This window comes from Bacillus sp. NEAU-242-2 (assembly GCF_027853835.1).
GTDB lineage: Bacteria > Bacillota > Bacilli > Bacillales > Bacillaceae > Bacillus > Bacillus velezensis.
Genome location: NZ_JAPNNY010000005.1, coordinates 217,146 through 241,105 on the forward strand (window position 1 = coordinate 217,146; position 23,960 = coordinate 241,105).

Here is a 23,960-nt window from a genome sequence, read left to right on the forward strand (position 1 = left end):
CCGCCAAATAAAAAACGCCCCAAATAACATTTTGGGACGCTTGACTACATACGTTCAGTCTGAATAAATAAGAATGGATTATTTATATCAAACGATTGAGATTGATCCGTAGTCAAGCCATTTACGGTAGCTTGGTAGAAACTTGCGGGCCATATCCCCGCCATTATACGATATCTGCATATTTGATTTCTGAGTCTATTGTATCAATTCAATTTTGAAAACTCAATAAAAAAAACGAACAATCCCGTTAAAAAAATTTGGTTTATTCGTTAATTGACCAAAAATGGAAGACGGCAAAAGCCGCCTTCCCGACATTATTTTCCGTCCGCAGGCCGAACCGGCACCGCGAATATGATCCCCTTGTCATCCGCCAGCAAGTTCATAACCGTTTGATTGACGTACAAAGCATATGAATCGAATGAGAAATCGCGCAATGAATAGTCTTTATCGGATGAATCATCTAATTCAAAAACGGATTCCATTTCACCCGTTTTAAGATTCGTGACTTTCGCCTTATTCCCTTTCAGATAATAGCCTTTTTCATACTCATTAAGCGATGGCCAAGTTTTCATTTTTTTCGTATTGCCGAGACCGATTGATTCACCGACATTCATCAGCTGATCTTCATCCGCCTTGCTTACATCAATTCCGCTGAATTGATAATCGACAATTACCCGTCTGTCTTGCTGTTTGATCTTTTTGATGGTGATGCCGACATGATGATGTTTCGTTTTATAACTGACGGGCAGTTTTGTTTTCAGAGGCACGATTTCTCCCGGCTCTGATTCTGTTTTTATATCGCCCGTTATGAAAAGTGTTTTCGCTTTCGGGTCTATCGGTTTGCTGAATTGAGTTTGGCCGCGTATTCTTTTCCCGCCGCCAGGAAGATTCTTCCTTCCGCCAAGTTCAATATTCGACATCGTCATTTCATAATGGTTTCCAGCATCATCCGTTGCTTCGTCAATCGAGATGGTATCATTTTTAGCTGCATCATAGAAGTCGATAGAATACAGGAGAGCCGATCCCATCGTTCCGTTTTCCGCCCGGATATCGAAAAAGCGGTATAATCCGTGATTTACATTCACAGCTTTCGTTCCTTCAAGAGAAACGGACTTTTGTTTTTTGATCGGAAGTGTAAAGCGCCAGTTTCCAGGGATATCCTTGATTTGTGTAATGACAAGCGGAAGCTTATCACCGTCTTTCAGCTTTGAGCCGTCCGTGAACAGGCGAAGCTGCCCCGCGTACTGCCCGTCTTTCATTTTTTTCATATCACTGCTGTCATAATCCTCTGCTAACATATTCCGTGGATCTTTATAATCAACTTGAAAAGAGATGCTCTCCTCATCTGATTTCAAATTATCAACGATAAAATTGTAAACGAGCTGTCCGCTGTCGTAATACACACTTTTCACTGTCACCGTGATTCCGCGTGATTCCGCTTTCTCGTTCAGTTTTGTCACCAAATTGCTTTTAAACAGCGCAGAACCTGCCTTATCCTGAAACAGACTGTAAATTTGTCCGGCAACAGGAATGTTTCCCATAGCCGTATTAACGGAGGGCATGAACAAGCCTGAGGACAGATACAGAATAAACAAAGCAGCAGCAACCGCAAGGCCGTTTATCACTTTTCGTCCCCATCTCCGTCTGACGGCGCCTTCTTTTCCGGCACGGACAGCGGCGCTATGTATCACGTTTTTCAATTCAGCTTTCGGCACGTCAATGTTCTGATACAATTGCTTCATTTGATGCTTTTCCATATGTGTTTATCCTCCTTTTCCAGCTCCTGCTTCAATGCTTTTCTCGCCCTGTGCAGATGCGTTTTTACAGTGCCTTCCGCCATTCCGGTCTGTTCAGCGATCATAGCAATCGAGAAATCTTGAAAATAATAAAGCTGAATGGTCAGCTGTATATGTTCGTCAAGCGTTTCCAGGGCATTCCGAAGATCTATGTATTCTTCAATGTTCTTATTCTCCGCGCGCGTATCATGCTGCGGCTCAAACGGAATGACGTCTCCGTGCTTTTTCCTCATCGCAAAAATCGTATGAAGCAGAATCCGGATCAGCCACGTTTTAAAATATTTCGGCTCCTTCAGCTGCGCGATATGAAGAAAAGCCTTGTAAGCCGTTTCCTGCACTGCGTCCAGTGTATCTTCCTTGTGATGCAAATAGAGATAAGCTGTTTTATATAAAGTCTCCTGATGGGTTGTGATCAGTTTTTCAAAGGCTGAGGCATCACCTTTTTTCGCCTTTTTGATCAATCGTTCTTCCTTCACCTTATCCACCTCCTATGCTGTTAGATATGAATCGGAGCAAAACGGTTTCAAAAAGATAAAAAAAAAACGCCTCTTTTTTAAAAAGAGGCGTTTTTTATCTTCATTTATTCCCACTCAATGCTTTCTAAACATTATAAGAATTAATTTATTGAATATCAAGCCTTTTGGGGGTTTGCAGTTCCTTCATTTAGAAGTTACCATAAAAATATTGCCCCCCGTGTTCTGAATATTATGGGAGGGGGGAAATACTGTGAACACTGTATTTTTAGTGTTTTAGTTGACCTTATAATAAAAAAAGCGCACTAAATCAAATTGAAAGGTGCAAAAACATGATTACAAATCAACAATTAGTCATAAACAATTTGGAAGAAAAATTAAAATCATTTACTCATACAGTTAGCGGAGAGCTTACAAAGGAAGAAGATTTCATCATAGCAAATACAAAAATTCCTACTGATACATTCAATGTAATATTGCCGAAATCTCCAAATATCAAAAATACAGTTAAGATCAGACATGGAATCGATAATTTTTCATATAAAAAATATCCCTTTAGTATTTGGATTGATGCTCAGTATTTAACTGAGGATTGGACTAAACTTATACAAGAATATGATCTAAAAGAAGCGGAACGTAATGTAATGATGAAACTTGAAAATACTCTTAATGCCGGGCAAAGAATTTCCCATCAGCTTATGATTACTGCTGTGAAAAATGATGAAGAACTTTTAAAATATATAGACGTATTCATGAGCTTATTTGAGGGAACACCAGAAAAAGATGCATTAGAAAGTTATTTTAATAGGTTTTCACAAGTAAAATTAGGTTCAGAAGTTCAAATGTTTATTGGATGCATAGATGAAATGCCTGTAACTACTGGTTTATTAATAGAAACCAAAGATAGCTATGGTATTTATGATGTGATGACAAAAGAAACATTTAGAGGTAAAGGAATTGGCAGTGAAATGTTTCAATTTCTTCTAAATCAAACAAAGGATAAACAAAAACCAGTGGTATTACAGGCTTCAGATGATGGAAAAAATATCTATAAGCGATTTGGATTTACAGATGTCGGTGAAATGGTTGTATTTGAATAAGGAGGTTCCTTTAATTTGCTTAATTTGAACAAACCTTATTCTAAAACAACATTAATTATTATCTCATTAAGGAATACTTGTTCCAAGAGAGTTTTTAAAATTCACGGTTCAATTAATAATATTGGATCAATTGTTGCTATAAAAGAAAAAAAGAGCTTAGAACCCTTATAAACCAAGGATTCTAAGCTTCTTTTGACTATTCCCACTCAATCGTTGCAGGCGGCTTGCTCGTAATGTCATACACGACGCGGTTGATGTGTTTCACTTCGTTGACGATCCGTGTTGAAATCACTTCAAGCACATCCCAAGGGATACGCGCCCAGTCAGATGTCATGCCGTCGATTGATGTTACGGCACGGATACCGATTGTGTAATCATACGTTCTCGCATCTCCCATGACGCCGACGCTGCGGATGTCAGGAAGAACCGTGAAGTACTGCCAGATGTCGCGCTCAAGGCCGTGATTCGCCACTTCTTCACGCAGAATCGCGTCTGATTCACGAACGATTTCAAGTTTTTCTTCCGTTACTTCGCCGAGTACGCGGATGCCAAGTCCAGGGCCCGGGAACGGCTGACGCCATACGATATCATCCGGAAGGCCGAGCTCTGTGCCAAGCGCGCGCACTTCATCTTTGAAGAGCGTGTTTAACGGCTCGATCAGTTCAAACTGCATATCTTCAGGAAGTCCGCCGACATTGTGGTGAGATTTGATCGTTTGCGCCGTTGCAGTACCGCTCTCGATAATATCCGTGTAAAGCGTTCCTTGCGCAAGGTAATCGATGCCTTTAAGCTTGTCCGCTTCATCATCAAACACGTAAATGAATTCGTTGCCGATGATTTTGCGTTTTTGCTCAGGATCAGAAACACCTTTCAGCTTGTTTAAGAATCTGTCTTTCGCATCAACTTTAATGACATTCATATTAAAGCCTTCGCTGAACGTTTTCATGACGCCTTCCGCTTCGCCTTTACGAAGCAGGCCGTGATCGACGAAAATACAAGTCAGCTGGTCGCCGATCGCTTTATGAATCAAAGCAGCCACAACAGAGGAATCAACACCGCCGCTTAGCGCGCAAAGAACCTGCTTGTCTCCGACTGTTTCGCGGATTTTTTGCATTTCGATTTCGATAAAGTTTTCCATTGACCATTTGCCTTCACAATCACAAACGCCGAAGACAAAGTTTTTCAGAAGATCATTGCCGTATTCAGAGTGGCGCACTTCCGGGTGGAACTGTACGCCGTACCAATTCTTGTCCGCTTTGCTCATCGCTGAATTCGGGCAGTGATGGCTTGTTGCGTCAACAGTGAAGCCCTCTGGAACTTCTACAACCAAATCGCCGTGGCTCATCCAGACAACTTGTTCTTCCGGAAGATCCTTGAACAAGTCAGGAGTTCCTTGAATCTGAATGTTCGCTTTTCCGTATTCGCGCTGGCTTGCCGCCTCGACTTTTCCTCCGAGATAATGAGTCATCAGCTGCATGCCGTAGCAGATGCCTAATACAGGAATATCGAGTTCAAAGATTTTTTCGTCACAGCGGAAAGATCCTTCATCATATACACTGTTCGGTCCGCCTGAAAGGATAATTCCTTTTGGATTCATTTCTTTGATTTCCTCAGCTGTCAACGTATGGGGGTGCAGCTCGCTATATACGCCAAATTCACGGATCCGGCGGGTAATCAGCTGGTTATACTGACTGCCGAAATCAAGAACAAGAATCATTTCATTCACTAACTTCGTCATGGTTGTCACCTAATCTCCTCTAAGTTTTTGACACAGAAAAAACGGAGGACAAACGTTCAGCCCTCTGTCGCGCAAGACTTGTCCGGAAGCCCGGCTTTTTAACGCTCCCGGGCTCCCATTTAACATTCATTTATTCTAACAACAGGACGATATGCGGTCAAGACTATCTTGTTTTAATTATATTTTCCCACAACTGTCCCGATTCATTCCAAAGCTTTGCGGCATTATCCCTGCGGTATAAGGCCCGCTCATAGCGCAGCGTCAGCTCGGACATGTCGTTTGTATGGTGCGCCTCGTCAATCCTCGCAGCAAAATCGCGGAGTGTTTCTCCGTCTCCCCTGCTGAAACCTTTTCGTTTCAGCTGGCGGAGCAGCGCGGCATATGCGTCGAAAAAGACGTCTTCATCCGTTCGCCGCTTCAATCTGGCTGCTGTAACGTGCGGAATCCAGCGCGCCCGGAACAGCCAGACGAGTGCCGCCGCGGCTGAAATCACGATGACGATGGCTGCATACGGCCACAGGTGTGCCGCGGTTTTGTTGCGGATCACAGGATGCGGTGCCGCGCTGTGATCCCGCTTTTTCGGTGTTTCTTCTTTTTCCGGCTTTGTTTCCTGACGCTGCTTGTCAGACGGTGAATCCGAACCCCCCGCTGAGCCTCCGCTGTCTTTTGCCGCGGTATGATTTTGCTCTGACGTAAACTCCGTCGGATTGGTGAAGCCTTTTGTCGGCTCAAACGTCACCCAGCCCTGATCGGGAAAATACACTTCTACCCACGAATGGGCGTTGTTGTTTGTGACTTCATAAATGTGGCCGTTATGGTCGCCTGCCCCTTTATATTCGCCGGATGTATAGCCCTTCACCCAACGGGCGGGAATTCCCGCGGAGCGGAGCAGCACCGCCATTGCCGATGAAAAGTTATCACAATATCCTCTTTTCGTTTCAAACAGAAATTGATCGACATAATCCTGATTGTGCTCCGGAACCGCGACATCCTGTGTATTATACGAAAATGCGGAAGATCCGAGATAATCCTCGATCGCCTTCGCTTTATCGAACATATTATGATGATTCCGCGTCAGTCTGTCCGCAAGCTGTCTCACTCTTCCCGGAAGACTGTCGGGGACCTGTAAATACCGGTCATTGAATTGATTCTGCTCACGGTATCGTTTCACTTTCACTTTTCTGAGATCATTCAGCTTAAAGACGGGCGCCTGAAAAGTCACCGTGTACCGTCCCATATTGCGGATGTTGCCCACTTGTTCACTGACCGGCGTAATTTGCTCGGTGTTTCCGTTCATTTCAAGCTGAATCGAGTGCTTCGGTTTAATATTGGAGACGCCGATCGGATACATGACGTGATTATAGAGATAATTCTCATCAATGGACACCTGTGCCGTATACCGTCTCGTCTGCACACTCCGGTCAAACCATACATCTTCCACATTGCCGCCGTTCAGTTTATAGGACATGCCCTGATCGGTCTCCACCCAGCCTTTCCCCGTGTATGTATCTTTCGTTTCCACCCGGAAGTACGCCCGTTCTTTTCCCTTCCATGTAAAAACCGGCGTATCATCCTCCTGAAAAGGACCGCCCAATGTTTCATCATGATTGCCGTAGCCGATTTTGCTTTCGGCGGCGGGCACTTCTTTGTGGTTTGTGATTTTTTTTAGAAACGGCACGGGATCCGGCCAGTTCGGGTCTGATTTCGGAGCCGCCAGACCGAACACGACGGAAGCGCAGATAAACAGCATCAGCGGCAGAAACCATTTGAGTATCAATCTTTTTTTAAACGCTATGTGTTCCGTAAGCCGGATGCGCTCCATATACAAAAGCCCCATCATCAAAAAGCCGATAAAGACGATCCGGATGACGGCGTACGCGGCATCATAAGGAGTAAACGTATCAAGCACGGTGATATACGCCACCGTCATGATAAAAAAGAATAATATTTTCCGCTGATAGATCACCCAGTAATGCAGCAAATACACGAGCAGCCATAAAAGCACAAAAAACAGCAACGTGCGGAATGACGGATTCATATCATTCCATCTTCCGGTTCCGATGTGGCGGGCATTTTGCATCACGTCCCGCAAAAAAGAAACGAGCCATTCCGGCTGAAAAATAGAACCTTTATAAAACAGGATGTGAATACTGATCAACGTAAACAGAATGCAGGACGGCACGGTGACGTACCACCTCATCCGGAAGAATGACAGCAGAAATGCCAAACCGATAAAAACGATGAAAAAACCGGTATGTTTTGTATCCGTAAAATTGTGCAGCGGCCTGAGCCATTCCCATAACAATAAAAAAGCGAGAAAATAAAACAGCAGCAGACTCAGCCTGCTTCCCTGGTTCTCGTCATGCGGCATGGCGCGCCACCTCTCTTTCTAAACAACATGGGACACCCGTTTGTCCCTGATCATTTGCACCTTAATATTTTTCTGAGCGAAGATGAGAGCGAGTTTCCGTTCTTTCTCCGAAAGCGCGGCATTCGTTTCTTTCGCCAAAAACACCGTCATGTCAGCACGGCCGGGATCAGCCTGTTTGAGAAGGTCTTCTGTAAGACTGCCCGTCACGACGGCAACGGAAGCTTTACCCAGTTCTTTCCCTAAACGCCCGCCTGCATCGGCTTCTTCCGATTCTAAAGCTGATGCCAGGTAACGCAGCATCTGTCTGAAATGCCGCTCTCCCTCCCGGACGGGAAATACAGTCCGGTCGCTCCCCAATGAAATAAATCCTGCGGGAGAGCCCTTCACAAGCGCCGTGTAAAGCAGGGATGCCGAAGCTGACACCGCGGCTTCAAACGAAGGGGACGGCCTGCAGTCCAAAAGGAGAATCATATTCATACTCTGCAGCGGGTCAAATTCCTTCGTCATCAGTTCATTTCGCCGCGCCGATGTTTTCCAGTCAAGTGCGGAAAACCGGTCGCCCGGCTGATAATTTCTGACGCTCGCAGCCATTGCTGTGCGGTGTACCTGAAACGGAGCGCCGGCACCCGCACCCTCTTCTCCTGATGCAGCCTGCGGCTTATAGTGAACAGGCCCGTACGCCGGGAAAACCAGAACCGTATCCGTTACGGAAAACGACGCCGTCTTGTCCAAAAGCCCGAGAACATCTCCCGTCCGCACTCTGATCGTATGTAAATGATGCTCTCCGCGCGGCACCTGCGGCAGCTCATATTGTAACATCAGCTTCCTTTGAAACCACGGAAACACAAGCTGTTTCGCACTGCGCCTCTCGCCAAGCGTTTCCGGCATCACATCTTCAATGACCATATATGTCAGCGGAAACGGCAGGCGCCTCGTCAGCCTGATGGTGACAGACAGCCTGTCGCCTGAGGTTAACTGGGCGGAGGACACGTCACGCGTCACCTGAAACGCCCGCAGCGGGTACACAGCGACCAGCCCGGCGTAAACGGTAAACGGCAAAAACGCATAAAATAAAAACCAGCTCACAAATCCGCCCTGAAACATGGCATAAGAAAAGACAGCCGCCGTCAGTACGGCCAACATAAGCAGCTTCCAGCCATATAGAAGCCAATGCATCTTCTTTCTCATTAGCGGACCGACATCCTTTGAACGGGAACTTTTTCCGTTTGCATGATGTCTTCTATAACCGCTTCCGCCGTCACATCGTTAAATTTCGCCTCGGCGGTCAAGATCATTCTGTGCGGCAGCGTATACGGAGCTAAATACTGGACGTCATCAGGAATGACGTAATCGCGGTCATGAAGCAGCGCGTACGCCTGTGCGGCTTTCATTAATGAAATTGAACCGCGCGGGCTGACGCCCAGATGTACGGACGGATGCCGACGGGTATGCTGAATGATGCCGACGATGTACGCTTTAATTCCATCATCCACCCGCACCTGCTCCAGTTTTTGCTGAAGGCTGATAAACTGTTCTTTAGAAATGACGGGCTCGATTGTTTCAAGCGGATTGCGCCCTTCCTGCAAAGACAGAACCCGAAGCTCCTCCTCGGCAGTCGGGTAGCCCATGCGCAGCTTAAATAAAAACCGGTCAAGCTGGGCTTCGGGAAGCGGATACGTTCCTTCATATTCAACCGGGTTTTGTGTGGCCATGACGAAAAACGGCTCAGCCAGCCGCATTGTCTTTCCGTCAATCGTGACATTCCCTTCCTCCATCGCCTCAAGCAGGGAAGACTGAGTTTTCGGAGAGGTTCTGTTAATTTCATCAGCCAGCACGATATTCCCCATGATCGGCCCCGGGCGGTATTCAAATTCCATTGTTTTCGTATTATAAATAGAGACACCCGTCACATCTGACGGCAGAAGATCCGGCGTGAACTGAATCCTCTTAAAGTCAGCTCCGATCAGCTTGGCCAAAGCCCGGACCATCATCGTTTTTCCGACTCCCGGCACGTCTTCCAGCAGCACATGCCCTTTTGCGAGAATGGCGGCCAGACTGAGTATGGCGATATCCCGTTTTCCTATGATGATGTTTTCAATATGCTCAACGGCTTTCTCCAGCATCGGATGCAGCTCTTCTTTATAAGCCATTCTTCTCCTCCTAGTCATCTCTCAAATTTCAATTATCGTAACCTAACTTTACCACAAAATATAAACAGTATAAAAAAACGTTTCCAGCGAATTGTTTCCAGTCCGAAAAAGGAAAAAAGCTCCCTTTAGAAAGGAAGCTTTATTTCAGCTGGAGAGGCTCCATATGAACGTGTGAATGGTCAATGGCATGTTCCTCTTTCATCCCGGCGCCTTCTGCTGTACGAATGCGAAAAAAATGTCATATTTTCTTACATCATTTTCAACTGTCTATAGCATTTATGATAGAATAATACTTGTCGGAATATTCAGCATAAACAAACCAAAAGGAGGCAAAGAATGAATCAGCCTAACTCTTTATCTAAGGGATTAAAAACCCGGCATATGACCATGATTTCAATTGCCGGCGTGATCGGCGCCGGATTATTTGTCGGAAGCGGATCCGTCATTCATTCCACCGGACCCGGAGCGATTGTCTCCTACGCTTTAGCAGGATTATTAGTGATTTTTATTATGAGAATGCTGGGGGAAATGTCCTCCGTCAACCCGACAAGCGGTTCGTTTTCACAGTACGCGCATGACGCCATCGGGCCGTGGGCCGGTTATACCATCGGATGGCTGTATTGGTTTTTCTGGGTCATCGTCATTGCCATTGAAGCCATTGCGGGCGCCGGAATCATACAGTACTGGTTCCCCGGGATTCCGTTATGGCTGACGAGTCTGCTTCTGACCGTGCTGTTAACACTGACGAATATTTATTCAGTTAAATCATTCGGCGAATTTGAATACTGGCTTTCCTTAGTGAAGGTAGCGACGATCGTTGTCTTCTTAATCGCGGGATTTGCTTTCATTTTCGGAATCGTCCCCGGCAGCAAGCCGGTCGGGCTGGAAAATCTGGCGGGCAGCGGCGGATTTTTCCCTAAAGGTCCAAGTTCCGTTCTGCTCGGCATCGTCGTTGTCATTTTTTCTTTCATGGGATCTGAAATCGTCGCAATCGCAGCGGGAGAAACGTCAAATCCGGTCGAATCCGTCACAAAGGCGACCCGCTCAGTCGTTTGGCGGATCATTATTTTTTACGTCGGCTCCATTGCGGTTGTGGTCACACTGCTGCCGTGGAATTCAGCCAATATTTTGGAAAGCCCCTTCGTTGCCGTTTTGAGCCATATCGGGGTTCCCGCAGCCGCTCAAATCATGAATTTCATCGTCCTGACAGCCGTTCTGTCCTGCCTGAACTCCGGGCTTTATACGACGTCACGGATGCTGTATTCACTGGCAGAGCGAAATGAAGCGCCGCGGCGTTTTATGAAACTGAGTAAAAGAGGCGTACCGGTTCAAGCCATTATCGCCGGCACCTTTTTCTCCTACATTGCCGTTGTTATGAACTACTTTTCTCCCGACTCCGTATTTTTGTTCCTGGTCAATTCATCAGGGGCGATCGCACTGCTCGTCTATCTCGTCATCGCCGTCTCACATCTGAGAATGAGAAAGAAAATCGAACGGACAAACCCTGAATCTCTTAAAATCAAAATGTGGTTTTATCCGTACTTAACCTACCTGACGATCATCGCCATTTGCGCCATCTTGTTATCTATGCTGTTTATCAGTTCAATGCGGTCTGAATTTCTGCTGACAGGATTTATTACTCTGCTGGTACTTGCCTCATATGTATTCCGCAAAAAACAAAAACCGAAAGAGAGCGCTTCCGAAAGCCGGGTTGCGCAATAACCGCAAACACCCCCCCTCAAAAAAGGGCGGGTGTTTTTTTAACCAACCTGTTCTAGGCAGCATTAACTGTAGTACAGGATTTCAATAAATGATAAGGACAGGATGAAAAATGGCACTAGAAAAATTTGCAGATGAACTGCCGATTATCGAAACACTCCAGCCGCAGAAGAAATCAGACGGCAGCACGTATTATGAAGTCACCATGAAGGAATGCTTTCACAAGCTGCACCGCGATCTCCCGCCGACCCGGCTTTGGGGGTATAACGGTTTGTTTCCCGGCCCGACGATCGACGTGAACAAAGATGAAAACGTCTATATTAAATGGATGAATGACCTGCCGGATAAGCATTTTCTGCCCGTGGATCATACCATTCACCATTCAGAAAGCGGCCATCAGGACCCCGATGTCAAAACCGTCGTCCATTTACACGGAGGAGCAACGCCGCCGGACAGCGACGGCTACCCGGAAGCATGGTTCACGAAGGACTTTAAGGAAACGGGTCCTTATTTTGAGAAAGAGGTATACCATTATCCAAACAAACAGCGCGGGGCTCTGTTATGGTATCACGATCACGCCATGGCGATTACGAGGCTCAATGTGTACGCCGGGCTTGCCGGGATGTATATCATCCGCGAGCGAAAAGAAAAGCAGCTGAAGCTTCCCTCCGGAGAGTACGACGTACCGCTTATGATTTTGGACCGCACGTTAAATGACGACGGTTCCTTGTCTTATCCGAGCGGACCTGCTAACCCTTCCGAAACGCTGCCCGACCCTTCCATCGTCCCGTTTTTTTGCGGAAATACCATTCTCGTCAATGGTAAAGCGTGGCCGTATATGGAAGTTGAACCGCGGACATATCGTTTCCGCATCCTTAATGCTTCCAATACGAGAACATTTTCTCTCTCGCTCAATAACGGCGGGAAGTTTATCCAAATCGGTTCTGACGGCGGACTGCTTCCCCGCTCGGTCAAAACACAATCTATCAGCTTAGCCCCGGCAGAGCGGTATGATGTGCTCATCGATTTCTCCTCCTTTGACGGAGAACATATCATTTTAACGAACGGCACCGGCTGCGGGGGCGACGTCGATCCGGATACAGACGCCAATGTGATGCAATTCCGCGTCACAAAACCGCTGAAGGGAGAAGACACAAGCCGGAAGCCTAAATATCTTTCAACAATGCCTAATGTGACATCAAAGAGAATACACAATATCAGGACGCTTAAACTCACAAATACGCAAGACAAATACGGCCGGCCCGTTTTGACGCTGAATAACAAGCGATGGCATGATCCTGTGACAGAAGCGCCGAAGCTTGGCACAACGGAAATCTGGTCGATTATCAATCCGATGGGGGGAACCCATCCGATACACCTGCACCTTGTTTCCTTCCAAATCCTTGACCGGCGTCCCTTTGACTTAGAGCGTTATAACAAATTCGGCGACATTGTGTATACAGGCCCCGCCGTCCCGCCTCCTCCAAGTGAAAAAGGCTGGAAAGACACCGTGCAGGCGCACTCGGGGGAAGTCATCAGAATCGCGGCGACTTTCGCTCCATACAGCGGACGCTACGTATGGCACTGTCATATTTTAGAGCACGAAGATTACGACATGATGAGACCGATGGACGTCACGGATAAGCAGTAAACAAACATCCCCCCCTTTCTCCAGAAGGGGCTTTTTTTATTTATCCAAAAAGAAAAAATAAGAAGGCGCTTATTTGCATATACTGTAATAACAGGAAGACGATGCACCCTCATTGGAAATCTGGATAGAAAAAGGAATTAGGAGATTAGGGAAAAGTATGAGACAATGAAGGAGTGCACGAAAATTCATAAGGGAAGAAGTGACTTTATGTCTTACTACAACAAACGTAATCAGGAACCGCTGCCTAAAGAAGATGTCAGTACGTGGGAATGCACAAAAGAGGACTGTATCGGCTGGAGCAGAAAGAATTTTGCCGGCAGTGATACCCCGACTTGCCCCCTTTGCGGCAGTAAAATGATCGACGGCGTCCGTTCGTTGGTAAATCTCCAAAACAATAATCAAACGGCATCAAGTTAGACCTCCCTTTTACGAGTCTCAACATAGAGAAGGCCTCCATGTCTCATGAGAGGCCTTTGCGTTATCATGTCCTTTTACGATGCAAAGGAGCAATGAACATGAAAAACGATCGGCAGCAGAAAGATCTGAAGGAAATGGCAAAACGGCGGAAAATGAACCTTGCCGCACAGTCATTCATCGAAACGCTTCATTTTGCCGTTCCGATTCTCCGTTTTTTCAAACGGCTCGCCTCAGCCGCAGCCAGCTTTGTTCATTAAAAAACACCCAGCGGGCGCTGAGTGTTTTTTTCATGATTGGATGACGGAAAAACTATTGATAATGCCGTTGTCATTTTCCCAGACTTTTTCGCATTTTTTCGTATCCAAATGATAAGCATAAATGGTCCGGACCTTCGCATTCCGCCCCGTTTCATCCTTCAGACGCTTAGCGCCTTTTGCTTCCGCCATGAAATAAATGATGCTGCCGTCTTTAGAAAACTGAGGCTGGGCATCAATCAGCGGAGCGAAGTCCTTCCCGTTTGAGATAATCGTTTCATCTTTTTTCGTTTTGACATTCATCAGACGGATGGACGCTTTTTGTTCCGTCCCTTTTTGTGTATAAGATGTAAAGACAAGGTTCTTACCGTCCGGTGACACCGCCACGCCGCTGATAAACTGTTCAAGGTTTGTCAGGTCCTGAAGGTGTTCGCCCGCTCCTGCTGCAAACCGGATATTCGTCGGTTCAGGGTCAATCCCCTTCTCATTTGCCTCATCCGTTTTTTGATAATCCTCTTTGACGGAATAATGCAGAAGCGCAAAATCGTTTTGGCTGCGGTTATAAAAGAAGCTGCTTACACTGTCGTCTTTCTCATCAGCGGCAGGATACAGATTTTCATAACGTTTCGTTTTCAAATCAAAAGATGCGAGACGGAAAATATCTTCATCCGCTTTTCCGAGACGGAAATAAATGTGCGTCAGATCCTTTGATAAAAACAGACTGTCAGCGCTTGCCGTTCCTTTATAAAGCACCGTCTTCTTTTTCGTCTTCAGATCAAGCTTATACAGACGCATCTCATTTTGGTCATTATTCCCGACAAAATAGAGCACCTGATGGGCGTCATCGAGTGCAAACGCCGGATATGCCGAAAGCTTTTCCTCGTACAGCACGCGGCCGTCCTCGTAATATTTCGTCATCAGATCTTTGTCTGTAATGGAAACTAGCAGCTTGTCATGGCCGCCGGAGACAACAGCTTTTCCGCCGCCGTCGCTTTTTCCTTTAATCAGTAAAACGGACGCGATGACCGCCGCCGCCAAAACGGCGGCCAGCAAAATCCAGATCCATCGTTTCTTCTTCATTATCAATCTCTCCGTCAATCAGAAAAAGCAAGAATCAGAGTCCTTGCTTTTTAAGATGGTCTATTTTAATAGCTGTAGTGTCCGGATACTCTTCCTTTGCTTAATGGATATCCGAGCGCTTTGAACGCTTTCGGGCTGACATCCAACACGGCATTCGGCAGACGGCCTACATCATTTTTGTATACTGTGATAACCTTTTTCGGTTTTGCTTTCGCATAAGCTCTGATTTTCGTTCCGTTTCTCGGAACGTCAAATCCTAATTTTGTCGCGCAATCCCAGTGTCCCAGTTTTTTACCGGAAGATCCTTTTTTACCGACTCCATTATACCATGTAATATTTCCGTTCACTTTTTTAGCACTTGCATCAGAAGAGTAACTGATCGCTCCCAGCGTGCTTCCTGCTAAAATCAATAAGGCTAAGAATAACTTCTTCAAGCTTTCGTCCTCCTGATTCTTTATTCTAGGCAAAATTATACACCAAGAAGACGATTATAATATTTCAATCACTTTACATGTTCATTACAACGTGATGAGACATGCACATAACGACGGCACAATTACCTGTTCTATATAATTCCATGGTAAATTATACTACAAAATTTAATTCATTAGCGTTATAATATTCATAGAGTATTTCTGCATTCAATATGGACTTTTTATAAGGCCTATTGATAGTTGCATAATATGATATATTTTGAGAAATCAGGCTTTAGGAAGCACTTTATTCCTTTTAACCGTGGTTCATATTGATCATGTACCTATACTCGTTTCAATCAGACTAGGAGTGATAATCAATGAAAGCGGCAAGATGGCACAATCAAAAAGACATTCGAATCGAAAACATTGATGAACCTAAAGCAGAACCGGGTAAAGTCAAAATTAAAGTCAAATGGTGCGGGATTTGCGGAAGCGACCTTCATGAATATTTGGGAGGCCCGATCTTTATTCCGGTCGGCGAACCTCATCCGTTAACAAACGAAATGGCGCCCGTCACGATGGGTCACGAATTCTCAGGAGAAGTCGTGGAAGTGGGCGAAGGCGTCAAAAATTACAGCGTCGGCGACCGTGTCGTCGTGGAACCGATTTTTGCCACACACGGACATCAGGGAGCCTATAACCTTGATGAACAAATGGGATTCTTAGGCTTAGCCGGAGGCGGCGGCGGATTTTCTGAATATGTATCGGTTGACGAAGAATTGCTGTTTAAGCTTCCTGAAGAGCTTTCTTACGAACAGGGCGCGCTTGTTGAGCCGTCAGCGGTAGCGCTTTACGCCGTCCGCCAAAGCAAATTAAAAGCGGGCGACAAGGCGGCAGTTTTTGGCTGCGGACCGATCGGGCTGCTTGTGATTGAAGCCCTGAAAGCGGCCGGCGCCACAGATATTTACGCGGTTGAACTTTCACCGGAACGTCAGGAAAAAGCGAAAGAACTCGGCGCTATCATCATTGATCCGTCAAAAACGGACGATGTCGTTGAAGAAATCGCTAAACGCACAAACGGCGGCGTTGATGTTTCTTATGAAGTAACAGGCGTTCCTGTCGTTCTCCGCCAGGCGATCCAGTCAACAAACATTGCCGGTGAAACGGTTATCGTCAGCATCTGGGAAAAAGGAGCGGAAATTCATCCGAACGATATCGTCATCAAAGAACGGACCGTAAAAGGGATTATCGGATACCGTGACATCTTCCCTTCCGTTCTTGCACTGATGAAAGAGGGCTACTTCTCAGCAGATAAGCTCGTCACGAAAAAAATCGTGCTCGACGATCTCATTGAAGAAGGCTTCGGCGCTTTAATCAAAGAGAAAAACCAAGTAAAAATCTTAGTCAAACCGAACTAAACCGTTCAGCTGAATATCAGACACATCCAAAAAAGAGCCGTTCCGGCTCTTTTTTTCATCTCATCGTCTTTCCTTCCTTTTCCTTTTAAAAATGACCCCCTCTGCGCAAACTATTTTTCACCCTGTCCCGTCTATCCTTAGGCAGCAGCCTATGATACGTATTTTTTAAAAAGGAGCCCTTTGAAGCAATGAAGAACGAAACAGCCAAAGCGTCGCTTGTGACGTGCATAACTGAGCGCAAGGAAGACTTTTACCGGCTTGCGTACAGTTACGTAAAGAACAAGGATGACGCGTTAGATATTGTTCAGGAATCAATTCAAAAAGCGCTGACATCGGTCGAATCCGTCAAAAACCCCGATGTGATCAAAAGCTGGTTTTATAAAATTTTAGTGCGCACGGCCATTGATTTTCTCCGCAAACAGAAAAAACTGAAAGTGATGGACGATGAAACGATCGAGTTTTTAAGCCGCGGAAAGGAAGATCACTACAAAGACACAGACCTTCACGAAGCGCTTGATGACCTGCCGCATCAATATAAAACCATTATCATTCTGCGTTTCTTTGAAGACCTGAAATTAGAAGAAATCGCGGACATCACGGGGGAAAACATCAACACCGTCAAAACACGCCTTTACAGGGGGCTGAAGCTCATGCGCATTCAGCTGACGAAGGAGGATCTTTCTTAATGGAAAAGAGATTAGAACAATTAAGAGAAGAGTATAAAAGTGTGCCCATTCCTAAGGAACTGGACAGCATTGTCGAAAAAGCCCTTCAGCAAAAACCGAAGAAAAAACGAATCGTGATGTGGCCGACATCCGCGGCAGTCGCTGCGGCCGTCTTATTTACCGCCGTTGTCAATATCAACCCGGATGCCGCACAAGCCATGTCTAAAATCCCCGTCATCGGCAAAGTCGTCCAAGCCATCACATTCGTGGAGATGAAGGAAGAAAAGAACCAATCAAGCATTGATGTGAAAACGCCCGCTCTGTCCGGACTTTCCGATCATAAACTCGAAGACAGCATCAACCGGCATTATATGAAAGAAAGCAAAGAGCTGTATCAGGAATTTATGAAGGCGACCTCAAAAAGCAAAAAAGGCCACCTCAGTATTTACAGCGATTATGAAACCGTTACTGACACAGCGGATCTGATCTCAATCCGCCGTGATATCGAAAAAACACAAGCTTCCGCTTATACGCAAAGCAGATACATCACGATTGATAAAAAGAATGAGGCCGTGCTTACGTTAAAGAGCTTATTTAAAGATGACCGTTATATTAAAGTCATCAGCGAAAATATTAAAGAACAAATGAAAAAACAGATGAAAGAAGATCCGAATAAAATATACTGGGTCGAAGAAGATGATATGACGGAGCCTTTTAAAGCCATCCGCGCCGACCAGAATTTTTATATTACAGATAAGCACAAACTTGTTATTTCATTTGATGAATACGAAGCGGCACCCGGATATATGGGCGTTACAGAGTTTACAATACCGACCTCCGTCATCTCCAAGCTGCTTGTCGGAGACCGCTACATCAGATAAAGAAAGAAAAAAATCCATGATATCCGCAGATCATGGATTTTTTCTTTCGTCCCGCAACAGCCAAGATGCATAAGGGACCCTTTTCATATAACAGACGCCGGACGGAGGCTGAAAAGTTTAAGAAAATCACAGCATTTCATACATTTTTTCTGAAACAAAATCCCCTTCCGAATGCGTCTAATTAACGGAACAAATGGAAGACTGTACAGAAATCAGCTATAGCTATCCGCAAAACAGCGAGAATTTCCGCACACATTATTGGAGGAATACCATGTCAGACAAGTCACTGCATCACCGCTATATTCCCGGACTGGATGGACTTCGCGCCTTTGCCGTCCTCGCAGTTATCGCATATCATCTGAATTTTAACTGGGCCGACGGCGGTTTCATTGGTGTTGATATCTTTTTTGTTTTATCGGGGTATTTAATTACATCTATTATATTGCCTGCCCAGGGCAATGACATCACCCTTGATTTGCGTGATTTTTGGGTGCGCCGGATCAGACGGCTTCTGCCGGCGGCTTATCTCATGATTATCGCGACGGTCATTTGGGTCGTATTGTTTAACAGCGAGCTCCTGCATACCGTACGCGGAGATGCGGTCTCCTCACTTTTTTACATAAGCAATTGGTGGTTTATCTTTCATCAACTTTCTTATTTCGACAGCTTCGGCTCCCCTTCGCCATTAAAAAACCTTTGGTCGCTGGCGATTGAAGAACAGTTTTATATCATATGGCCCTTCCTGCTGCTTGCGGGAATGTACATATGTAAAACACGGGCCCGGCTTGCGGCCGCGGTCATGTTTATCGCGTTATGTTCGGCAGTCGTAATGAGTATGATGTATGTGCCCGGCGGAGATCCGAGCCGCGTCTATTACGGGACGGATACCCGGTCATTTGAATTGCTGATCGGCTGCGCTTTAGCTTTAGTGTGGCCGATGAAACGATTATCTTCCAAACGGCTGCCGAGCAGCATGAAACACCTGCTTCACGGGACGGAGCTTGCCGCTTTTGCCGCGCTGCTGCTTTGCGTCTTTTACACGGATGAATATGAACCCTTCCTGTACAAGGGCGGCATGCTTTTAATCAGCATCACCGCAGCGGTTCTTGTCGCATGTTTATGCCATCCGAGCAGCTTTTTGGGACATGTTCTTTCATGGAAGCCGCTTCGCTGGATCGGAACGAGATCATACGGAATCTACCTTTGGCATTACCCGGTTTTCGTACTGAGCACACCCGTGCAGGAAATCGGAAATCCGGTTTATTGGCACTGCGCCGTCAGAATCGGCGCCACTTTCATTCTTGCCGAGCTATCTTACCATTTCATTGAACAGCCGATCCGCACTGCGGGCTTCCGGCCATTTTTACGCCGCGTGTTTCTGAACCGCTTTCTGGAATGGAAGACGTCCTCTGTCATCAGCAGAATGTTGCTCGGCCTCATTCTTGCCGCCATTCTCGTATTTGCGGGCGGGCTGTCAGGGATAGCCGAAGAGAAAAAACAGCCGCAATGGACGTACGCGCAGAATGATCAGCAAGAAACCGCCGCCTCTTCGCACAAAACGGCCGATCACGATCAGCCTGCAAAAGAAGAAGACAGCAAGAAAAAACACGGCGGCGAAAAAACGGATACCGCGTCAGACAAAAACAAGAAAGAACCAGCAGACAAATCAGAAACGAAGAAAACCGACGAGAAAAAGGAACGGTCATCTCAAAAAACGGCTGATTCAAAACAAGCACAGCCTCAGCAAGACGTGCTGGCCATCGGTGACTCGGTGATGCTGGACATTGCGTCATACCTGCGGCAGTCCCTCCCTCATGTCACCATCGACGGAAAGGTAGGAAGACAAGTCTCTCAAGCACTCCAGCTCACTTCGGAATATGCGTCATTTAATCAGCCGAACAAAGCGGTCATCATCGAGTTAGGGACGAATGGCTATTTCACAAACAGCCAAATTGAATCACTGATCAGCTCCTTTTCAAAAGCCGATATCTATCTTGTCAACACGCGTGTACCGCGGCAGTGGGAAAGCAAAGTAAACGAATCATTGCGCCGGCAGGCCGAGTCACGCAAAAATGTGACGCTTGTCGATTGGCACGCAAAAGCATTGCAGCACCCTGAATACTTCACACCGGACGGCGTCCATCTCATACCTGAGGGATCAAAAGCACTGACATCCCTCATCGTTCAAACAATGAAATCATGACAAAAAAAAGAGGCCCCAAAAAGGCCTCTTTTTCGTATATCATCAGGCAAGTTTCTGTCCGCAATTCGGGCAAAAATTCGCGCCTTCCGTTTTCGTTCCGCAGTTCGGACAGAATTTCGGCTTAGCCGCTCCTTCCGAGCTGTTTGCCGGCGCCGTCCCCTGATCCTGCTGACTTTGATCTTGCTGCGGCTGATTCTGCTGATTTTGATTCATTTGGTTCATCATTTGATTTGCCACATTCATTCCCATCATCATGCCCGCCATGTCTGAGGCGGCGCCGCTTCCGCTCATTTTGCCGGATGACATGCCGTCCGTCATGGAAATCTGCTGATAGCGGTTCACATCGCCCACCATGCCGTAAGAAGCGTTTTTCGTAATCATATCCTGAACTTCCTGCGGATAGTTAAAGCTCATAATATTGAAGCCCGTAATCGACATGCCGTCTCCGATCAGCTGCATATCAAGATCTTCTTGAATCCCTTTTCCGATTTCAAATGAATTCGACTGCAGATTGAACATGTCTTTTCCTTCTCTGGTGATCCATTTCATCAAAAGCTGATCGAGAATAGACGTAATCCGGATTTTAATGTCCTCTACTAAATAGCTGTCTTTGACACCCGCAATCTTATCAATCAATCCGATGTAGTCAATGACCTTGAAGTTAAATGTGCCGTTTGCGCGGATCGGCATACCGCCCGGCATACCTGCCGCCGGAATGTTGATGGCGTTTTTTGTGCCCCACTTCACGGTGAACTCCTTCGTATTCACAAACAGCACTTCCGCCCGCATGCCGCTGTTAAAGCCAAACTTAAACCCTTTTAGTGTCGATAGAAACGGAATGATTTCTGATTCGATATCATAATCGCCGTCATCACGGAAAATCCCTTCAATCTTCCCGTTGTATAAAAAGATGGCATCCTGTCCCGGCCGGATGATCAGACGGCTGCCTTTTTTAATTTCACGGTTGTTCCATTTATAGAAAACCATGTCGTCTCTGAATTCTTCCCATTCCACCACATTTGCTAACTGATTTCTGAAAAAACCCATGTATGCTCAAATCCTTTACATATAAATTAAAAACTTCCCTTGCTTCCGCTGTAACTCGTGCCGCCCCTCGTGACTCCGCCGTCATTGTCATTATCTTTATCTGGCTTTTTTTCTCTTGTAATGTCGGTCCGGATATATGTGTCATGCTGGCTCAGCACTTCAGACGTATCGTGATCCATATACGTGCTGCCGGTGACGGTGACCTTGCCGCCGGAATTGTACACCATCACGGTGACGGCGATTCCGGCCGCGGCTGCAGCGATAATCAGCTGAAACCACCATGTGAGCAGCAGATTGTCAGACTTGTCGTCCGGACTTTTCCCCATATCTTTATAAGCCATCTTGATGTAGGTCTGAAACGCCTTTTCATAATGGCCTGCGGAAATATCTGACGAGATCGTATTTCTGATCGTATTCAGCCGGCTGCTGTTCAAATACGTCTCCGCCTTTTTATATCCGGAGAGAAATACTTCCCGATCCTTCATATCAATTGTCAATATGGCCGTGCTTCCGCTAAAATGACTGTCATAAAAATCACCGGCATACTGTTCGATCTCCTTACCGCCCGTTCCGTTTGCGGTAAGAATGATAAAATCGGTATGGCGCTTTTCTCCCAGCTTCCCGGCCAATTCCTCAAGTTTCTTCGTTTCATCCTTCGTTAATAAATGAGCATTGTCATAAACATATTGCTTCTGTTCCGCGGCAGACGCCGATGTATGTAAAGAAAAAGACAGCATCAGAAAAAGGACGAAGCAGAAGAGACACGCTTTTTTCATCGGTACTTTCATTAAAAACCGCCTCCTATCATAAGTGAGACGAGTCTTAATGCTAAAAACGCACCGGCGGTTATGCCGCCGAACCACGCGGCCACTTTTCCGGCACTGATCGGCGGTTTGCCGACAACCTTGCCCGTCTGCCCGTTCATCGCAAAAATGTGCTCAGCCCGCTCATAGTCGTAGCTGACCATCCAGACCGGAAGCAGTACGTAAAAGCTGCTGATTTTATCGGTCTGAATCTGCTCATCCGTAATGTCAGCCGTCGTATACCCGGAGAAGGTGGATCTGATATAAGAATCAATATAATGGCTGATTTTATCCTTCGCCCGCGGAAAAAGATCGTCATCGGTATAATTGTACTTTTCCGCTATATATCCCGCTAAATAGGCCGTATTAAACTCCTTCAGCTCACTGTATGAGTAAGGCTCCAATTTGTCCATTAATTCATCATTCATTTTTTCTGAAGCGTCGACCGGAATTTTGAGATAATCAAGATTGATATCGCGGTACGCGTTGTAATACTCGGTCTCCGTCACCCGGTATTCTCCATCTTCATAGTGACGCACTCTCGTACAAACGGCATTGACCTGAACCTTGCTGTTTAAGTCAAACATCCAAAACGGCACGTACATGCCGGTTATGCTCTTCACCCGATCGGCAGTCATAAATCCTTTCGGTGTCAGACGGCCGTTTCGGCACCACTTTTTAAAAGCGCTCATGGCCTCTTCTTTACTGATCGTAAAAGGGATCACCATCGAAGGCGCGAGATTTCCCGATAATCGGTCGGCGAGAACAGCGGCTCCTCCGCAAAACCCGCACGTCGTGGCCGTCGTTTCCGCCTCAGTCATTAATACTGCGCCGCAGTTCTCACAACGGTACTCGTTCGCCTCATTTTCGGAAAATCTCGTCGTTATATACTCTTTTGGCAGGCTCTCAATCTGATCCTGCCGCCCGCAGCTGTGACATGTCAGCATGCCGGATGAACTGTCAAAGACCATATCATCGCCGCAGTTCGGGCATTTATAAGAAATGATCATTCTGTTTCTCTCACTTTCTCTTTATATCGGACAAAACTGCAGCCCGCTGTCTATTGATCTTTACTGAAAAGCATTTTCTGCTTAAGCGCCGCCAACTCATCGTCGACACTGCTTTGATTGCTGTCATATTTAGCCGTCAGCTCGTCAATATCGTCTTTCGGAGACGCGTTCAGCTCAGCCATCGCATTGGCGTGATCAAGCGCCCGGTTGACCTTGTCTTCCATTCTGCCGAAAGCTGTCAGCGATTGGCCCGCATTTGACACAGAGGACCCCAATTTGTTCATTCTCTCCTGCGTTTTTGCCACAGACCACTTCGCTTTGATGGCATTTCTTCGCGACTCAAGCTCTCCGATATCAGCGACAAGCTTGTCATGCATTTTGCGCATTTGAGACGCGTTGGAAGAAGCGAGCTGATAAGCCGTTTGCAGTTCAGTCAGTCTTGATTCAACAGCCGTTTTCCTTTCCAAAAATGTCCGCGCATCGGCTTCATTGCCGGCCTGCAACGCTTTCATCGCATAACTTTCCATCTTTTCGGCATCAGCCTGGCATTCCGTTAATGCTCTTTTCGCCCGCTGTTCCTCAGCCATGACAGAAGCTGTCTCCGCTTTCACTTTTCCTAAATCACTGTTCAGATTCCGTAAATATTGATCAACCATTTTTTCAGGGTTTTCAGCTTTATCCAGCAGCGCATTGATATTGCTTGACATAATGTCTTTAAATCTTCCTAAAATACTCATTTTTCATTTTCCTCCCAAAATTTAATAGTAA

Annotated in this window: 21 protein-coding genes and 1 riboswitch; of the genes, 9 read left to right on the plus strand and 12 right to left on the minus strand. The window is 46.2% G+C overall.

The window, feature by feature from the left end:
* Positions 1–89: 89 nt before the first annotated feature.
* Positions 90–191: riboswitch (purine riboswitch) on the minus strand.
* Positions 192–314: 123 nt separating this feature from the next.
* Together OWN49_RS16025 and OWN49_RS16030 are read right to left on the minus strand one after the other, a co-directional pair.
* Positions 315–1,757: a DUF4179 domain-containing protein gene (locus OWN49_RS16025; RefSeq protein ID WP_176283162.1), complete on the minus strand. Its 1,443-nt coding sequence runs from the start codon at positions 1,755–1,757 to the stop codon at positions 315–317.
* Positions 1,739–2,272, minus strand: a complete 534-nt coding sequence (locus tag OWN49_RS16030; protein WP_025649887.1) for a sigma-70 family RNA polymerase sigma factor — start codon at positions 2,270–2,272, stop codon at positions 1,739–1,741. Before OWN49_RS16030 ends, OWN49_RS16025 begins: the two co-directional genes overlap by 19 nt.
* A 329-nt stretch (positions 2,273–2,601) precedes the next feature.
* Between OWN49_RS16030 and OWN49_RS16035 the strand changes: the two genes are divergently transcribed.
* On the plus strand, positions 2,602–3,369 hold the full coding sequence (locus OWN49_RS16035; protein WP_049628018.1) for a GNAT family N-acetyltransferase: 768 nt from the start codon (positions 2,602–2,604) through the stop codon (positions 3,367–3,369).
* A 196-nt stretch (positions 3,370–3,565) separates the two neighbouring features.
* Here OWN49_RS16035 and guaA read toward each other — a convergent pair whose 3' ends face one another.
* The 4 genes from guaA to OWN49_RS16055 all read right to left on the minus strand — a co-directional run bounded on the left by guaA (position 3,566) and on the right by OWN49_RS16055 (position 9,628).
* A complete protein-coding gene (guaA, locus tag OWN49_RS16040) occupies positions 3,566–5,107 on the minus strand; it encodes a glutamine-hydrolyzing GMP synthase (protein ID WP_007408887.1) in 1,542 nt (513 codons plus the stop codon).
* A gap of 163 nt (positions 5,108–5,270) precedes the next feature.
* On the minus strand, positions 5,271–7,478 hold the full coding sequence (locus tag OWN49_RS16045; RefSeq protein WP_176283161.1) for a DUF4129 domain-containing transglutaminase family protein: 2,208 nt from the start codon (positions 7,476–7,478) through the stop codon (positions 5,271–5,273).
* A gap of 18 nt (positions 7,479–7,496) precedes the next feature.
* A complete protein-coding gene (locus tag OWN49_RS16050; protein WP_176283160.1) occupies positions 7,497–8,666 on the minus strand; it encodes a DUF58 domain-containing protein in 1,170 nt (389 codons plus the stop codon).
* Complete coding sequence (locus tag OWN49_RS16055) at positions 8,666–9,628, minus strand: AAA family ATPase (RefSeq protein ID WP_176283159.1); 963 nt, start codon at positions 9,626–9,628, stop codon at positions 8,666–8,668. Before OWN49_RS16055 ends, OWN49_RS16050 begins: the two co-directional genes overlap by 1 nt.
* A 336-nt stretch (positions 9,629–9,964) precedes the next feature.
* On the opposite strand from OWN49_RS16055, the gene gabP reads away from it, so the two are divergent.
* From gabP to OWN49_RS16075, 4 genes are all read left to right on the plus strand, one after another.
* Complete coding sequence (gene gabP / locus OWN49_RS16060; protein ID WP_176283158.1) at positions 9,965–11,350, plus strand: GABA permease; 1,386 nt, start codon at positions 9,965–9,967, stop codon at positions 11,348–11,350.
* 109 nt (positions 11,351–11,459) lie between these two features.
* Positions 11,460–12,998: an outer spore coat copper-dependent laccase CotA gene (gene cotA / locus OWN49_RS16065; RefSeq protein WP_101562785.1), complete on the plus strand. Its 1,539-nt coding sequence runs from the start codon at positions 11,460–11,462 to the stop codon at positions 12,996–12,998.
* Positions 12,999–13,205: 207 nt separating this feature from the next.
* Positions 13,206–13,415, plus strand: a complete 210-nt coding sequence (locus OWN49_RS16070; protein WP_007408879.1) for a cold-shock protein — start codon at positions 13,206–13,208, stop codon at positions 13,413–13,415.
* A gap of 98 nt (positions 13,416–13,513) precedes the next feature.
* Positions 13,514–13,672, plus strand: a complete 159-nt coding sequence (locus OWN49_RS16075) for a hypothetical protein (protein WP_176283157.1) — start codon at positions 13,514–13,516, stop codon at positions 13,670–13,672.
* Positions 13,673–13,702: 30 nt separating this feature from the next.
* On the opposite strand, the gene OWN49_RS16080 is transcribed toward OWN49_RS16075, so the two are convergent.
* Both OWN49_RS16080 and OWN49_RS16085 read right to left on the minus strand, forming a co-directional pair.
* A complete protein-coding gene (locus OWN49_RS16080) occupies positions 13,703–14,749 on the minus strand; it encodes a TolB family protein (protein ID WP_176283156.1) in 1,047 nt (348 codons plus the stop codon).
* A gap of 65 nt (positions 14,750–14,814) precedes the next feature.
* The gene (locus OWN49_RS16085) at positions 14,815–15,183 is read right to left on the minus strand and encodes an RlpA-like double-psi beta-barrel domain-containing protein (protein WP_007408877.1); all 369 of its coding nucleotides are present in this window, start codon (positions 15,181–15,183) and stop codon (positions 14,815–14,817) included.
* 359 nt (positions 15,184–15,542) lie between these two features.
* On the opposite strand from OWN49_RS16085, the gene OWN49_RS16090 reads away from it, so the two are divergent.
* The 4 genes from OWN49_RS16090 to OWN49_RS16105 all read left to right on the plus strand — a co-directional run bounded on the left by OWN49_RS16090 (position 15,543) and on the right by OWN49_RS16105 (position 20,332).
* Complete coding sequence (locus tag OWN49_RS16090; protein ID WP_003155800.1) at positions 15,543–16,583, plus strand: 2,3-butanediol dehydrogenase; 1,041 nt, start codon at positions 15,543–15,545, stop codon at positions 16,581–16,583.
* A 188-nt stretch (positions 16,584–16,771) separates the two neighbouring features.
* Complete coding sequence (locus OWN49_RS16095; RefSeq protein ID WP_003155802.1) at positions 16,772–17,269, plus strand: RNA polymerase sigma factor; 498 nt, start codon at positions 16,772–16,774, stop codon at positions 17,267–17,269.
* Complete coding sequence (gene rsiV / locus OWN49_RS16100; RefSeq protein WP_176283155.1) at positions 17,269–18,129, plus strand: anti-sigma-V factor RsiV; 861 nt, start codon at positions 17,269–17,271, stop codon at positions 18,127–18,129. The genes OWN49_RS16095 and rsiV overlap by 1 nt, the downstream gene beginning before the upstream one ends.
* Positions 18,130–18,400: 271 nt before the next feature.
* A complete protein-coding gene (locus OWN49_RS16105; protein ID WP_176283154.1) occupies positions 18,401–20,332 on the plus strand; it encodes an acyltransferase family protein in 1,932 nt (643 codons plus the stop codon).
* A 42-nt stretch (positions 20,333–20,374) separates the two neighbouring features.
* On the opposite strand, the gene OWN49_RS16110 is transcribed toward OWN49_RS16105, so the two are convergent.
* The 4 genes from OWN49_RS16110 to OWN49_RS16125 are packed head-to-tail and all read right to left on the minus strand — an operon-like array spanning position 20,375 to position 23,929.
* The gene (locus OWN49_RS16110) at positions 20,375–21,379 is read right to left on the minus strand and encodes an SPFH domain-containing protein (RefSeq protein WP_146276245.1); all 1,005 of its coding nucleotides are present in this window, start codon (positions 21,377–21,379) and stop codon (positions 20,375–20,377) included.
* Positions 21,380–21,405: 26 nt separating this feature from the next.
* Entirely contained in the window at positions 21,406–22,167 is a 762-nt protein-coding gene (locus tag OWN49_RS16115) for a TPM domain-containing protein (protein WP_173613080.1), read from the minus strand.
* Positions 22,167–23,192, minus strand: coding sequence for a TFIIB-type zinc ribbon-containing protein (locus tag OWN49_RS16120; RefSeq protein WP_176283153.1), 1,026 nt, complete (start codon positions 23,190–23,192; stop codon positions 22,167–22,169). Before OWN49_RS16120 ends, OWN49_RS16115 begins: the two co-directional genes overlap by 1 nt.
* Before the next feature lie 50 nt (positions 23,193–23,242).
* On the minus strand, positions 23,243–23,929 hold the full coding sequence (locus OWN49_RS16125) for a PspA/IM30 family protein (RefSeq protein ID WP_025853951.1): 687 nt from the start codon (positions 23,927–23,929) through the stop codon (positions 23,243–23,245).
* Positions 23,930–23,960 lie beyond the last annotated feature (31 nt).

Excerpts from the sequence above, each read along its gene's own strand:
- OWN49_RS16105 (WP_176283154.1), top strand. The coding sequence starts at position 18,401 with ATGTCAGACAAGTCACTGCATCACCGCTATATTCCCGGACTGGATGGA.
- rsiV (WP_176283155.1), top strand. The coding sequence starts at position 17,269 with ATGGAAAAGAGATTAGAACAATTAAGAGAAGAGTATAAAAGTGTGCCC.
- gabP (WP_176283158.1), top strand. The coding sequence starts at position 9,965 with ATGAATCAGCCTAACTCTTTATCTAAGGGATTAAAAACCCGGCATATG.
- OWN49_RS16055 (WP_176283159.1), bottom strand. The coding sequence starts at position 9,628 with ATGGCTTATAAAGAAGAGCTGCATCCGATGCTGGAGAAAGCCGTTGAG.
- OWN49_RS16050 (WP_176283160.1), bottom strand. The coding sequence starts at position 8,666 with ATGAGAAAGAAGATGCATTGGCTTCTATATGGCTGGAAGCTGCTTATG.
- OWN49_RS16090 (WP_003155800.1), top strand. The coding sequence starts at position 15,543 with ATGAAAGCGGCAAGATGGCACAATCAAAAAGACATTCGAATCGAAAAC.
- OWN49_RS16120 (WP_176283153.1), bottom strand. The coding sequence starts at position 23,192 with ATGATCATTTCTTATAAATGCCCGAACTGCGGCGATGATATGGTCTTT.
- guaA (WP_007408887.1), bottom strand. The coding sequence starts at position 5,107 with ATGACGAAGTTAGTGAATGAAATGATTCTTGTTCTTGATTTCGGCAGT.
- OWN49_RS16070 (WP_007408879.1), top strand. The coding sequence starts at position 13,206 with ATGTCTTACTACAACAAACGTAATCAGGAACCGCTGCCTAAAGAAGAT.
- OWN49_RS16125 (WP_025853951.1), bottom strand. The coding sequence starts at position 23,929 with ATGAGTATTTTAGGAAGATTTAAAGACATTATGTCAAGCAATATCAAT.
- OWN49_RS16110 (WP_146276245.1), bottom strand. The coding sequence starts at position 21,379 with ATGGGTTTTTTCAGAAATCAGTTAGCAAATGTGGTGGAATGGGAAGAA.
- OWN49_RS16075 (WP_176283157.1), top strand. The coding sequence starts at position 13,514 with ATGAAAAACGATCGGCAGCAGAAAGATCTGAAGGAAATGGCAAAACGG.
- OWN49_RS16095 (WP_003155802.1), top strand. The coding sequence starts at position 16,772 with ATGAAGAACGAAACAGCCAAAGCGTCGCTTGTGACGTGCATAACTGAG.
- OWN49_RS16115 (WP_173613080.1), bottom strand. The coding sequence starts at position 22,167 with ATGAAAGTACCGATGAAAAAAGCGTGTCTCTTCTGCTTCGTCCTTTTT.
- OWN49_RS16045 (WP_176283161.1), bottom strand. The coding sequence starts at position 7,478 with ATGCCGCATGACGAGAACCAGGGAAGCAGGCTGAGTCTGCTGCTGTTT.
- OWN49_RS16080 (WP_176283156.1), bottom strand. The coding sequence starts at position 14,749 with ATGAAGAAGAAACGATGGATCTGGATTTTGCTGGCCGCCGTTTTGGCG.
- OWN49_RS16025 (WP_176283162.1), bottom strand. The coding sequence starts at position 1,757 with ATGGAAAAGCATCAAATGAAGCAATTGTATCAGAACATTGACGTGCCG.
- OWN49_RS16035 (WP_049628018.1), top strand. The coding sequence starts at position 2,602 with ATGATTACAAATCAACAATTAGTCATAAACAATTTGGAAGAAAAATTA.
- cotA (WP_101562785.1), top strand. The coding sequence starts at position 11,460 with ATGGCACTAGAAAAATTTGCAGATGAACTGCCGATTATCGAAACACTC.